Source organism: Arthrobacter sp. LFS091 (assembly GCF_047977885.1).
Taxonomy (GTDB): domain Bacteria; phylum Actinomycetota; class Actinomycetes; order Actinomycetales; family Micrococcaceae; genus Arthrobacter.
This window is the reverse complement of record NZ_JBFPFP010000001.1, coordinates 397,876-410,805: the sequence shown is the minus strand read 5'-3', so window position 1 is coordinate 410,805 and position 12,930 is coordinate 397,876. Positions and strand designations below refer to the sequence as shown.

Sequence of the window (12,930 nt, the reverse complement as noted above, 5' to 3'; positions counted from 1 at the left end):
TACGGTGAACCGCTGGTTCGTGGGAGACTGGAGGATCAGATGCGCGGCGCATTCCGGCTGGCCTATGCCCAGTTCGCGGAATTGCCGTGTGAGTATCGACAGTAAGGATCCTGCGTGTCTCCCATGGCCCGCACCGCACCGGTGCCCGCCGCAACAGATCCGGCCATCATCCGGAACTTCTGCATCATTGCCCATATCGACCACGGTAAGTCCACCCTGGCCGACCGCATGCTGCAGTACACCGGCGTCGTTCAACAGCGCGACATGAAGGCCCAGTATCTGGACCGTATGGACATCGAACGTGAGCGCGGCATCACCATCAAGTCCCAGGCTGTTCGCATGCCCTGGGAGCTGGATGGCACCAGCTATGCACTGAACATGATCGACACCCCCGGCCACGTGGACTTCACCTACGAGGTCTCGCGATCCCTGGCTGCCTGTGAAGGCGCGGTTCTCCTGGTCGACGCGGCACAGGGTATCGAAGCCCAGACCTTGGCCAACCTGTACTTGGCCATGGAAAACAACCTCACCATCATCCCGGTACTGAACAAGATCGACCTCCCGGCAGCGCAGCCGGAGAAGTATGCTGCGGAGCTGGCGAACCTGATTGGTGGCGACCCCGAAGACGTCCTCAAGGTTTCCGGCAAGACCGGCGTGGGCGTCGAGGCATTGCTGGACAAAATTGTCCGGGACCTCCCCGCGCCCGTGGGTGACCCGGACGCTCCGGCCCGTGCCATGATTTTCGACTCCGTGTATGACACCTACCGTGGCGTGGTCACCTACGTCCGGGTGGTTGACGGCATGCTGCACCCCCGTGAGCGAATCCAGATGATGTCCACCCGGGCCACGCACGAGCTCCTGGAAATCGGTGTGAGTTCCCCGGAACCTACCCCGTCCAAGGGTCTCGGCGTGGGTGAAGTGGGGTACCTGATCACCGGTGTAAAAGACGTCCGCCAGTCCAAGGTGGGCGATACTGTCACCAACCTGGCCAAACCTGCTTCGGAGTCCTTGAGCGGTTACGCGGACGCGAAACCCATGGTCTTCTCCGGCCTGTATCCGTTGGACGGCACGGACTATCCGGTGCTTCGAGATGCCCTCGAAAAGTTGATGCTCAACGATGCCGCGCTCGTTTACGAACCCGAGACGTCGGCTGCGCTGGGCTTTGGATTCCGCGTGGGCTTCCTCGGATTGCTGCACCTGGAAATCACCAGGGAGCGCCTTGAGCGTGAGTACAACCTGGATCTCATTTCCACCGCCCCCAACGTGGAATACGAGGTAACGCTCGAGGACAAGAAAGTTGTCCACGTGACGAACCCCAGCGAATACCCCACGGGAAAGATTTCCGAGGTCCGTGAACCGATGGTTTCGGCTACCATCCTTGCGCCAAACGAGTTCGTCGGCTCCATCATGGAACTGTGCCAGAGCCGTCGTGGGCAGATGAAGGGCATGGACTACCTGTCCGAGGACCGCGTGGAGCTCCGTTACTGGATCCCGCTGGCTGAAATCGTGTTCGACTTCTTCGACCTCCTGAAGTCCAAGACCCGTGGCTACGCCTCGCTGGACTGGAAGGCCGACGGCGAACAAGTCGCCGACCTCGTGAAGGTCGACATCCTGCTCCAGGGTGAGCAAGTAGATGCGTTCAGTGCCATCACACACCGTGACAAGGCGTACGCCTACGGCGTGATGATGACGGCCAAGCTCCGCGAACTTATTCCGCGCCAGCAGTTTGAAGTGCCCATCCAGGCGGCCATTGGTTCGCGCATCATTGCGCGTGAAAGCATCAGGGCCATCCGCAAGGACGTTCTTGCCAAGTGCTACGGCGGTGACATCACCCGTAAGCGCAAACTGCTCGAGAAGCAGAAGGAAGGCAAGAAGCGCATGAAGATGGTGGGCCGCGTGGAGGTGCCCCAGGAGGCGTTCATCGCTGCCCTGACCACCGACGAGTCCAAGGACAAGGCCAAAAAGTAAATGCCCAGCGTCCTTCCTTTGGGCGATCCAGCACCTGCGGATGGCGTTCTGCCTCCGCAGGTGCTGACGGGCGTCGAGCACCGCAAGTTCGGACTGTACGTCCACATCCCTTTTTGTGCCGTGCGTTGCGGCTATTGCGATTTCAATACCTATACCGCGACGGAACTGGGCGGTGGTGCCTCGCAGGATGCCTATGCCAGTACCGCCATCTCGGAGCTCGACTTCGCCGTGAAGGCACTCGAGTCCTCATCGGTTCCGGCGCGCCCCCTGAGTACCGTCTTTTTCGGCGGTGGTACCCCGACTCTGCTTCCAGCCGAGGACTTGGCAAGGATCCTGCGTTCCGCGGTTGGGACGTGGGGGCTGGAATCCGGCGCGGAAGTGACCACCGAGGCCAATCCTGACTCCGTCACGCCCGAATCGTTGATGCTGCTCGCGGATGCCGGATTCACCAGGGTCTCCTTCGGCATGCAGTCCGCTGTGCCGCATGTCCTCAAAGTGCTGGACCGCACTCACACGCCAAGCCGCGTTCCGCTGGTGGTGCAGTGGGCGCGCGACGCCGGACTCGCCGTCAGCCTGGACCTCATTTATGGGACCCCGGGGGAGTCCATGGAGGACTGGCGCGTTTCCCTCGAAACGGCCTTGTCGTACGAACCGGACCACATCAGCGCCTATGCGTTGATCGTGGAGGACGGCACCAAGCTTGCTGCGCAAATCCGTCGAGGCGAGGTGCCCGGCATCGACGACGACGACCACGCCGCGAAATACGAACTCGCCGATGAACTCATCTCAGCGGCGGGGATGGCCTGGTACGAGGTCAGCAACTGGGCGCGCTCTCCGGAGCAGGCATGCCGCCACAACCTTGCTTACTGGCGTGGAGATGACTGGTGGGGCGTGGGCCCCGGAGCGCACTCCCACATAGGCGGTGTGCGCTGGTGGAACGTCAAGCATCCTACTGCTTATGCTGCGCGACTGGGAGCGGGAAGCTCGCCGGCGGCAGGCAGGGAGACGCTGGACCCTGACACGCGCGAGGTGGAGCGCATCATGCTCGAAGCCCGCCTGGGTACAGGCCTGGCTGTCGACGCCTTGGACGCCGTGGGGCGGCATGCAATGGCCGGGTTGATCGCAGACGGACTGGTTGACCCGATCCAGGCCTTCAAGGGCCGCTTGGTCCTCACGCTGAAGGGTCGCCTGCTGGCAGACGCAGTGGTCCGCAGGATCCTCCCGGACTGAGCCTCACGGCCGTTTGGCAGCACTGCCGGGACTCTCCTGCTGGTGAGGCAGCTACTTGATCCAGCGCAAATTCAGTTTGTAGCGGTGCGGCTGGCCGTGGTTCACGCGGATTCCGGCTGAAACGGAGAAGCACGTCAGGGCTACCCAAATGCCGGTCGCGATCACGGCGAAAATGTTGCCGACCACTGGAAGCAGGACGAGGATGTTGGCGAGGACCGCTGCGATGGTCGGGGGAAGGGTGAAGTTCAGCGCTTCCTTGGATTCCTGTGCAGTGAAGGGTCCCCGGTCCCGGAAGATCAGGTAGATCAACAGGGAAGGCAAGCAGCCAAGAATGCCGCCAAAGTGCGCCAATGTGGCCCACTGCCGGTCTTCGCCGGCCGTCAAGGGCAGTGCATTGGCTGGCGCGCCATGGTACTGGGGCCGCCCTGCGGCGCTGCCCGGTTCTTCAGGAGCGTTCTCTGCCACGGTGTCTTCCCTTTGCTGTAAAGATGCTGCGGTGTTGCTGTCCCAGAATACCGGCACGAGCCCGCTTCTCTGGACCAACTCCCCGTTGGCGCTGCAGTAGCAGTGGTTCAGGGTGAATGCTTTAGGGGACCGTCAGGAAGTCGATGACTTCCTCAACACGGCCCAGCAGGGATGCTTCAAGGTCGGCGTAGCTCCGTACGGCCCCCAGCAGCCTTTGCCAGCCCAACCCGATGTCCTCGGCGGTCTCGTGCGGCCAGCCGAAGGCGCGGAGGATGCCGGTCTTCCAATCCATGCCACGCGGTACTGTGGGCCACTTCTCAATGCCCAACACCTTGGGCCTGATGGCTTGCCACACATCCACGTACGGATGTCCCACAATGAGGACGTTTCCAGCGGCTCCGGGACAGGCCATGGCCTCGGCGGCGATGCGGGATTCTTTCGATCCCTGGACCAGGTGGTCCACCAGGATCCCGAGGCGGCGGTCCGGGCCGGGGTTGAAATCCGCAATGGCGGACGCGAGGTCGTCCACGCCATGCAAGGGCTCAACCACGATCCCTTCGACCCGGAGATCGTCACCCCAGACCTTCTCGACCAGTTCGGCGTCGTGCTTTCCTTCCACCCAGATGCGGCTGGCCTTGGCCACCTGTGCGCGCTGGCCTTGCACCTTGACGGAACCTGAGGCGGTACGGCCCGGCTGGGCGGCCGACGGCGACTGCCGGACTGCTGGAGGCATCAGGCGGATGGGCTGGCCTTCGAGCAGGAAGCCGTATCCCAACTGGAACGATTTGGACTTACCACGCCGGTCCTCCAAGGACACGATATGCATGCCGCCGGTCTTCTCCACCCTGGTCACTTCACCCACCCATCCTGACTGGACGTCTTCAAGGACCATTCCCCGCTGGACCGCTACCTCAGGAAGCTGGCGTTTGGCGGGAGCGGTCAGATCCTGTGGACCCCAATTGTCGAAAGCCAAGGGATATTTCCTACCTTTGAGTACTTGATGGGTGGGGGAGCCGTTTGGGTTGCGAAGCTGCCGAACCTGCACGCCGGAAGCTGAATACGGGCGTTTTCAATGCTAGCAACGGGGTGGCCCATAATAGACTTGTTAGCACTTGGGCATGTTGAGTGCTAAGTGCGGAGGCCCGGCGGGCGTGCCGCAGTCGCCGGTCGCCACGACCACGGACGTCGTCAGGAGGTGGAGCAATGAGTGAGCCACGCAAGTTGGAAGTGCTGCGTGCCATCGTTGAAGACTACGTGCATTCCAGGGAACCCGTTGGATCCAAGGCCCTTGTCGAGCGCCACCACCTCGGTGTTTCCAGTGCCACCATCCGCAATGACATGGCTGTCCTGGAAGAAGAAGGACTCATCGCGGCGCCCCACACCAGCGCAGGACGCATTCCCACGGACAAGGGCTACCGCCTGTTTGTGGACCGTATCTCCCAGGTAAAGCCACTTTCGGCCGCGGAGCGCCGTGCCATCCACTCCCTCCTCGAGGGCCCGGATGACGTGGACGACATCCTGGAGCGGACCGTGAGGCTCCTTTCCCAGCTGACCAACCAGGTCGCCGTCGTGCAGTACCCGCACTCGAGCCGGGCGGTCGTCCGCCACGTCGAGTTCGTGCTGCTTGCGCCAAAGCAGGTCCTGGTGGTCCTCATTGCGGACACAGGCAGCGTTGGCCAGAAGGTCATCGATGCCGGATCAGATGTTGCGAACGAGGCATTGATGCTGCTGAGGTCCCGGTTCCTCGGAAGCATAGCCGGGACGCAACTGGACCTTCTCCCACAGGTCCTTCCATCGGTAGTGGCCCTCTGCCCGCCCGAGCTTCGCGGCGTGGCCCAGACTCTTGCGCACGGGCTGCAGTCACTGAGCGACAACAGCCGCGAAGAGCGGATCTTGATGGCAGGCACCGCCAACCTGGCCCGCTCCAATGTGGACTTCCCCTTGAGCATCGGTCCGGTGCTTGAAGCCCTTGAGGAACAAGTCGTCATGCTGCGGTTGTTGTCCGATATGGGCGATGATCCGCGGGGCGTGTCAGTAAGCATCGGCCGGGAGAACCCGTACGACGGTTTGGCCGAGGCTTCCGTCGTGGCCACCGGCTACGGTTCCGGAGCCAAGGTTGGGATCCTTGGCCCTACCCGCATGGACTATCCCACCACCATGGCCGCAGTCCGGGCCGTGGCCAGATACCTTTCCCGCATTCTCGGCGGTTGAACACCGGCCCGAGGAAACATCCGCAGTACAACAAGGAAGAGATACCGACTTTGAGCAGCCACTATGACGTTTTGGGAGTCTCTCCGGAAGCCACCGGGGAAGAGATCAAAAAGGCGTACCGCAAGTTGGCGCGGAAACTTCACCCGGACGTCAACCCCGGGGAAGATGTCGCGGAGCAGTTCAAGGCAGTGACCCACGCCTACGAGGTGTTGTCGGACCCGCAGAAGCGCCGTGTCTACGACGCCACCGGTAATGAAAACGGAACCGAAAACGGCTTCGGCGGCGGTTATTCCGGCCAGGGCTTCGCCTTCCAGGACATTTTCGACACCTTCTTTGGCGGCGGTGGCGGCCATGGCGGCCCGGCTTCCCGGGTCCGGCGCGGCCAGGACGCCCTCATCAGCGTCCGCATCGACCTCAAGGATGCGGTATTCGGCGTCAACAAGAAGCTCGAAGTCGACACGGCCGTTGTGTGCCCCACGTGTGATGGCAGTTGCTGCCGCCCTGGTACCCATCCTGAACGGTGTGACATCTGTGGTGGCAGCGGCCAGGTCCAGCGGGCTGTCCGGTCCATTCTCGGCCAGGTCATGACCACGGCACCCTGTGGCTCCTGCGAGGGCTTCGGCACGGTCATCAAGGACCCCTGCAACGAGTGCAGCGGGCAGGGTCGCATCCGCAGTCGTCGTTCCCTCACCATCAAGGTTCCTGCCGGTGTTGCCACCGGTACCCGGATCCAGTTGTCCGGCCAGGGTGAAGCCGGCCCCGCGGGCGGCCCGGCCGGCGATCTCTACGTCGAAATCCGCGTCAACAACGACTCCATGTTCATGCGTGAAGGCGACGACCTGCACGCAACCCTGAGCGTGCCCATGACAGCCGCTGCCCTGGGTACGGAACTTCAGTTGGACACCTTCGACGGAGCACAGGACATCGACGTCAAGGCGGGAACCCAGTCAGGCGAAATCATCACTCTTCGCGGGCTTGGCGTCACCCACCTTCGCGGCTATGGCCGAGGCGACCTCAAGGTGCATTTGCACGTCGAAACGCCTACCAAGCTCGATGCCGCCCAGGAGGAGCTGCTCCAGCAGCTCGCCAAACTGCGGGGAGAGCAGTTCACCGAGGGAAAGCTCGTTGCCAGCGGCGGCATGTTCGCCAAACTGCGGGACAAGCTCGGTAACCTGTAGCGGTGAGCAACCCCGTCTTCTTCACCCAGGCAGGCAACCTCAGCCACCTGGGGCCTGGTTCCGTGTTTGTACTGGAAGGCCCGGAGGCGCGCCACGCGGTCACCGTTAAACGCTTGGCGGTGGGCGAACAGGTAGACATCGCAGACGGCGCCGGTACACGTTTGACGGGTACGGTCTCCGAGACCGGGTCAGGCACCTTGGCTGTGACGGCCTCGGACGTCGTCTTCGAAGAGCAGCCGGCCGTTCGCCTGGTCCTCGTCCAGGCGCTTGCCAAAGGGGACCGTGACGAACTTGCCGTCGAAACGGCCACCGAACTCGGCATTGACGCGGTGGTTCCGTGGCAGTCCGAACGCTCCATTGTCCGATGGAAGGGTGATCGGGCCGCCAAGGCACATGCCAAGTGGCAATCGGTGGTTGCCGCCGCAGCGAAACAGGCACGGAGGTCACACATCCCGCATGTTCGCCCCATCGTGGATACCGCGGCCTTGGCGAAAGTCGTCGCTGCTGCGGACCTGGCCATCATCCTGCACGAAGATGCCAAGAACCCCTTGCGGACCGTCCTGGAGGAGTCGGGCGTGCCGGATGGCTCAGATCCGGGATCACCCCGGGAAGTGTTGCTGATCGTTGGGCCGGAGGGCGGAATCTCACCCCGTGAAGTCACCCGGCTCAGTGACGCCGGAGCCGTTACGGCGCTGTTGGGACACCATGTCCTGCGGTCGTCGACGGCGGGACCAACCGCCGTCGTTCTCGCCAGTGACGTCCTGGGCCGCTGGTAGGACGCCGGCGGGTCCTAGCCGACGCTGAACAGTCGCGTGTCGGTACTGGACTCGATGACTTTGCCTGCGGCGTCGACCTGTGAGACCCGCAGCTCGTACTTGCCGGCCTTCAACGTCGCGCTGAAAGTAAAGACGCCGTACTGGCCCGGCTCGCCCGTTGGCTTGGCCTGTCCGTTGAGCAGACCCGTTTTCTCGGCCTTGCCGTTGTCCCTGAGGATCTGCCAGGCGATGGTTTTGGAGCTGTCGGTGCTGCGGCCGTTGAACTTCACCGCGCCCGGCGGCACCGTGACATCCTCCTGCGGATCGATGATCCACACCGGTGCCACAAGGGAGGCGTCACGTGCCATCGGCTGTCCCAGCTTCACCTGCCCGAAAGCCATGTAATCGGGGTGGCCGTCCACCAGGATGACCACCTGGATCTGCTGGCCGGAATTGATAAGGCCCGACGACGACGCCGCGGCAGTGGCTGTGTAGACCAACTGTTGAATGGCCCGCTGAGCCATGGCGGCATCGAGATTCGAATTGAAAGCATCACGGGAGATGTCCACTGTGATGACGTTCTTGCCCGATATGGAAGTAGCCAGGCTGCTGGGTTGCTGCCACGGCGTGAAGAAGTCATGGTCCAGTGGCTTTTCCGCCATCATGATCCGCAGGGCGGTGGTTACGGGGTTGTCGTCACCGTCGATGTCCCGGAACTCCCGGTAGAGGTAGACCTCATCCTTGCTGCGGCCGATCCAGTACACGGGAATTTTCGTGGAGGCCTGCGTGGTTTCCAAGGGGGCGTTGCTTGCCGGGGCCTCCTGCACGGAGAGCGAAGGGGAGCTCGGTGAAACCTGGTTTCCTGCCCCATCGGCGATGCAGCCGGTGAGCAGCAGCACAGAGACCATCGCGGGCACGGCAAAAGCGGACTTCTTCCGCTTGTGTGCGCCCTGCGCGGTGTTTCCTGGCTTGCTGATGGGGATTCCTGTCCTGCGGTGCATCGTTGGCAACCCTTCGCCGGGTCGGCGTGGCTGCGGGGCGCTTTGTCCACCCGCTATGCCAGCTTGGCACACCGCCGACGGCTGCCGGCCGGGAATGAGGGGGCCCGGAGCAACTGAAACATGATTGATACCGGCTTGATGCAGAGTTGAGACAAAATGTCGGCCATCCCTTTGTGGCTTGGACGGACGGCTCAGGTGAGGTCCATCAGGGACGGGCTGGCGTAGGATTATTGCCAGGACACCATCGAACCGGAGGAGAACAGGCCATACGGCCAACACTATGAGTGAATCTTTGAACGGACGGCTCAGGACCGGAAACGGCAACCTGCCGCCCACTGAGTTCCCGCACACCTTACCGGGCACGCGCACGGAAATTGTCACGTTCGACAACTCCGACCAGATGGTTCACTCGTTGGGAAGCCACGATGAAGCCCTGCGCTACATCGAGGATCAGTTCGAAGGCGTCAGTTTCCACGTCCGTGGCAACGAGCTCTCCATGACAGGTCCGTCCACCGATATCTCCCGGGTGATGCGCCTGCTTGAGGAAGTCCGTGGGCTGGTGTCAAAGGGCACGCTGGTGACCCCTGACGTTCTGCAGCAACTTGTCTCACTGTTGCGCACCCAATCAGTGCAAAATCCTGCAGACGTGTTGACCCACAACATTCTTTCCAGCAGGGGCAAGACCATCCGCCCCAAGACGCTGAACCAGAAGAACTATGTTGATGCCATCGACGACAACACGGTCATCTTCGGGATCGGCCCCGCCGGTACGGGCAAGACCTACCTCGCCATGGCGAAAGCCGTCCAGGCGCTGCAAACGAAGGAAGTCAGCAGGATCATCCTGACGCGGCCCGCCGTCGAAGCAGGGGAGCGCCTGGGGTTCCTGCCCGGGACGCTGAGCGACAAGATCGATCCCTATCTTCGTCCGCTGTACGACGCCCTCCACGACATGATGGATCCTGAATCCATACCGCGGTTGATGGCTGCCGGGACCATCGAGGTAGCGCCCCTGGCCTACATGCGTGGCCGCACCTTGAATGACGCCTTCATCATTCTTGACGAAGCGCAGAACACCACACCCGAACAGATGAAGATGTTCCTGACCCGACTCGGTTTCGGATCCAAGATGGTAGTCACCGGAGACGTCACCCAGATCGACCTTCCGTTCGGGGCGACGTCAGGCCTGCGCATCGTCCGGGAAATCCTCACGGGGATCGACGACGTCAATTTCTCGATCCTTGAAGCCGCCGACGTCGTCAGGCACCGTTTGGTAGCCGACATCGTCTCGGCCTACAGCAACTGGGATGACGCGCATCGCGCCGACGCCAACACCCATCACAAGCGTGGAGAACGTAAATGAGCATCGAAGTAAACAACGAGTCCGGCGTCGCGGTGGACGAGGCCCAGTTGGTGACGTTGTCGCGCTTCATCTTTGAGCGTCTCTACATCCATCCCCAGGCCGAGCTGTCCATCCTGCTGGTGGACGAGCCTGCCATGGAGAAACTGCACATCGAGCTGATGGACGAGCCCGGAGCCACGGACGTTCTTTCGGTGCCGATGGACGAGCTGACGCCGGGTACTCCGGACAAGCCGACGCCCCAAGGCATGCTTGGGGACATCGCCATTTGCCCCCAGGTGGCCGAGGTGCAGGCGCGCAACGCGGGACACCCGACACAGGACGAGATGCTGCTCCTTACCACCCACGGCATTCTCCACCTGCTTGGCTTCGACCATGCAGAGCCTGAGGAGAAAGCCGAGATGTTCGGTTTGCAGCGTGAGTTGCTGTCTGAATTCCTGGGCAAGGATGCCCCCATGGAGACCATGCAGTGACCTCGATCATCCTGGTCGGCATGGCGCTGGTTTTCCTGAGCTTCGTCGCCTTGCTGACCGCAGCGGAGGCTGCTTTCAACTTCCTGCCCCGGCATGAAGCCGAACAATCCATAGGCCGAAACAAGGGCAAGGCCCTGGGCGGCATCCTGCGGAACCCCATCGCGCACATGCGCGCCTTGCGGTTCTGGCGGGTGTGGTTCGAGATGGCGGCTGCGGTGGCAGTCGCCGTCGTCCTTCACAGCCTGTTGGACAACGTATGGCTTGCGGGCCTCGCGGCCACCGGCATTATGGCCGTCATCGGTTTTGTGTTGGTAGGGGTTTCCCCCCGGCAGCTGGGCAGGGCGCACTCAGGACCGGTAGTCCGGTTCACCGCGCCCCTGATCAGGTTCCTCTGCTGGATCCTGGGACCCATTCCCGGATGGCTTGTGGCGCTGGGACAGGCAGTGGCGCCCGGCGCTCCAGCCGGTGATGACGCGTTCGTCAGCGAGGAAGAGTTCCGCGAGTTCGTGGACCGGGCAGCCGAATCCGACATGATCGAGGACAACGAGGCAGAACTCATTCACTCTGTTTTCGACTTCGGGGACACCCTGGTGCGCTCCGTCATGGTTCCCCGTACTGACATTGTCACCATCGGAACCGGCACGGACCTGGAGACAGCCATGGCCCTGTTCCTGCGTTCGGGCTATTCGAGAATCCCGGTAATCGGTGAAAACACCGACCAGATCCGTGGAATTCTCTACCTGAAGGACGTGGCAGCGGCCCTGCACCGCACGGAGCCAGGGCTCCAGGCCCACGACGTCGACTCGCTGGCCCGGGATGTCCGTTACGTTCCGGAGTCCAAGCCGGTCAGTGACCTCCTCCGCGAACTCCAGCAGGAATCCACCCACGTGGCCATTGTCATTGATGAGTACGGTGGCACAGCCGGCCTCGTTACCCTCGAGGACCTGATCGAGGAAATCGTGGGTGAGATCGTGGATGAATACGACGCCGCCGCTGAAGAGGCCATCGATCTGGGGGATGGCACGTACCGGGTCAGCTCACGGATGAGCATCGATGACCTGGGCGAACTGTTCGACATGGACCTCGACGACGACGAGGTAGACACTGTCGGTGGCCTCCTCGCCAAGGCACTGGGGCAGGTACCCATTGTCGGAAGTTCCGTGGAGGTGAACGGAGTGTCGCTGCGGGCCGATAGGCTTGAGGGTCGCCGAAACAGGGTCAGCCACATCATTGCGGCAGCCATCCCAAAGGAAGACACTGACTTTGAGGACCTCCTCGAAGACGCCGACTCAACGCAACAGGGAGTTCCACGTGAGCAAGCAAAATAAGAAATTCGACGCCGATCAGGACTTCGGTGGCTTCCACGCAGGTTTCTCCGTGCTGGTCGGCCGGCCCAATGCCGGCAAGTCAACCCTCACCAACGCCTTGGTGGGGCAAAAGGTGGCCATCACGTCCGCAAAACCGCAGACCACGCGCCACACCATCCGTGGCATCGTGCACCGCGACGACGCGCAGCTCATCCTCGTTGACACGCCAGGTCTCCACCGGCCGCGCACGTTGTTGGGCAAGCGCCTCAACGATCTGGTGGCAGACACCCTGTCCGAAGTTGACGCCATTGGATTCTGCCTTCCGGCCAATGAGAAAATCGGCCCTGGCGACAAGTACATTGCGGCGCAGTTGGCCGCAGTGGGTCGCAAGCCGATTGTCGCCATCGTGACCAAGACCGACCTGGTGGACCGCCAGGCATTGACCGAGCAGTTGCTCGCCGTCGCTGAACTGGGCCGGGATGTGCTGGGTGAACAGGGCTGGGCAGACATTGTCCCGGTTTCCGCGGCGGATGGCTTCCAGGTCTCAACGGTTGCCGATGTCCTGATCAGCCACATGCCGTCGTCGCCGCCGCTGTACCCTGACGGCGAACTCACTGATGAGCCCGAGGCAGTCATGATCGCCGAATTGATCCGGGAAGCTGCTTTGGAGGGTGTCCGGGATGAGCTCCCGCACTCCCTGGCAGTGGTGGTCGAAGAAATTGTTCCCCGCGAAGGCCGAACCGAGGACAACCCGCTGCTGGACGTCAGGGTCAACTTGTACGTTGAGCGGCCGTCCCAAAAGGCGATCATCATCGGTAAGGGGGGGAGCCGCTTGCGGGAAGTGGGAACGAACGCCCGAAAAGGCATCGAAACCCTTCTGGGCACCCGGATCTACCTTGATCTCCACGTCAAGGTGGCCAAGGACTGGCAGCGCGACCCCAAGCAGTTGGTGAAACTCGGGTTCTAGGTTTGCCGGGACACGATC

Annotated in this window: 12 protein-coding genes; 9 read left to right on the top strand and 3 right to left on the bottom strand. The window is 62.3% G+C overall.

Annotated elements, in window-relative coordinates; genetic code table 11:
• Positions 1 to 114 precede the first annotated feature (114 nt).
• Positions 115 to 1,968, top strand: coding sequence for a translation elongation factor 4 (gene lepA, locus ACNQOP_RS01900; protein ID WP_235520720.1), 1,854 nt, complete (start codon positions 115 to 117; stop codon positions 1,966 to 1,968).
• Positions 1,969 to 3,198: a radical SAM family heme chaperone HemW gene (gene hemW / locus ACNQOP_RS01895; protein WP_416403139.1), complete on the top strand. Its 1,230-nt coding sequence runs from the start codon at positions 1,969 to 1,971 to the stop codon at positions 3,196 to 3,198.
• Positions 3,199 to 3,249: 51 nt separating this feature from the next.
• On the opposite strand, the gene ACNQOP_RS01890 is transcribed toward hemW, so the two are convergent.
• Together ACNQOP_RS01890 and ACNQOP_RS01885 are read right to left on the bottom strand one after the other, a co-directional pair.
• Positions 3,250 to 3,663, bottom strand: coding sequence for a DUF4870 domain-containing protein (locus ACNQOP_RS01890; protein ID WP_235520718.1), 414 nt, complete (start codon positions 3,661 to 3,663; stop codon positions 3,250 to 3,252).
• A gap of 121 nt (positions 3,664 to 3,784) precedes the next feature.
• Positions 3,785 to 4,636, bottom strand: coding sequence for a DUF3097 domain-containing protein (locus ACNQOP_RS01885; protein WP_257368025.1), 852 nt, complete (start codon positions 4,634 to 4,636; stop codon positions 3,785 to 3,787).
• A gap of 230 nt (positions 4,637 to 4,866) precedes the next feature.
• On the opposite strand from ACNQOP_RS01885, the gene hrcA reads away from it, so the two are divergent.
• Genes hrcA through ACNQOP_RS01870 form a run of 3 tightly spaced genes read left to right on the top strand, consistent with a single transcriptional unit; the run spans position 4,867 to position 7,828 of the window.
• A complete protein-coding gene (gene hrcA / locus ACNQOP_RS01880; RefSeq protein ID WP_257368026.1) occupies positions 4,867 to 5,874 on the top strand; it encodes a heat-inducible transcriptional repressor HrcA in 1,008 nt (335 codons plus the stop codon).
• Between the two features lie 50 nt (positions 5,875 to 5,924).
• Positions 5,925 to 7,052, top strand: a complete 1,128-nt coding sequence (gene dnaJ / locus ACNQOP_RS01875) for a molecular chaperone DnaJ (RefSeq protein ID WP_211712328.1) — start codon at positions 5,925 to 5,927, stop codon at positions 7,050 to 7,052.
• Positions 7,053 to 7,054: 2 nt separating this feature from the next.
• On the top strand, positions 7,055 to 7,828 hold the full coding sequence (locus ACNQOP_RS01870; protein ID WP_416403138.1) for a 16S rRNA (uracil(1498)-N(3))-methyltransferase: 774 nt from the start codon (positions 7,055 to 7,057) through the stop codon (positions 7,826 to 7,828).
• Positions 7,829 to 7,842: 14 nt separating this feature from the next.
• Here ACNQOP_RS01870 and ACNQOP_RS01865 read toward each other — a convergent pair whose 3' ends face one another.
• The gene (locus ACNQOP_RS01865) at positions 7,843 to 8,715 is read right to left on the bottom strand and encodes a GerMN domain-containing protein (protein WP_257368430.1); all 873 of its coding nucleotides are present in this window, start codon (positions 8,713 to 8,715) and stop codon (positions 7,843 to 7,845) included.
• A gap of 373 nt (positions 8,716 to 9,088) precedes the next feature.
• On the opposite strand from ACNQOP_RS01865, the gene ACNQOP_RS01860 reads away from it, so the two are divergent.
• The 4 genes from ACNQOP_RS01860 to era are packed head-to-tail and all read left to right on the top strand — an operon-like array spanning position 9,089 to position 12,912.
• Positions 9,089 to 10,168, top strand: coding sequence for a PhoH family protein (locus ACNQOP_RS01860; protein WP_416403137.1), 1,080 nt, complete (start codon positions 9,089 to 9,091; stop codon positions 10,166 to 10,168).
• A complete protein-coding gene (gene ybeY, locus ACNQOP_RS01855) occupies positions 10,165 to 10,638 on the top strand; it encodes an rRNA maturation RNase YbeY (RefSeq protein WP_235520713.1) in 474 nt (157 codons plus the stop codon). Before ACNQOP_RS01860 ends, ybeY begins: the two co-directional genes overlap by 4 nt.
• On the top strand, positions 10,635 to 11,966 hold the full coding sequence (locus tag ACNQOP_RS01850) for a hemolysin family protein (protein WP_235520712.1): 1,332 nt from the start codon (positions 10,635 to 10,637) through the stop codon (positions 11,964 to 11,966). Before ybeY ends, ACNQOP_RS01850 begins: the two co-directional genes overlap by 4 nt.
• A complete protein-coding gene (gene era / locus ACNQOP_RS01845; RefSeq protein WP_257368030.1) occupies positions 11,950 to 12,912 on the top strand; it encodes a GTPase Era in 963 nt (320 codons plus the stop codon). The genes ACNQOP_RS01850 and era overlap by 17 nt, the downstream gene beginning before the upstream one ends.
• Positions 12,913 to 12,930 lie beyond the last annotated feature (18 nt).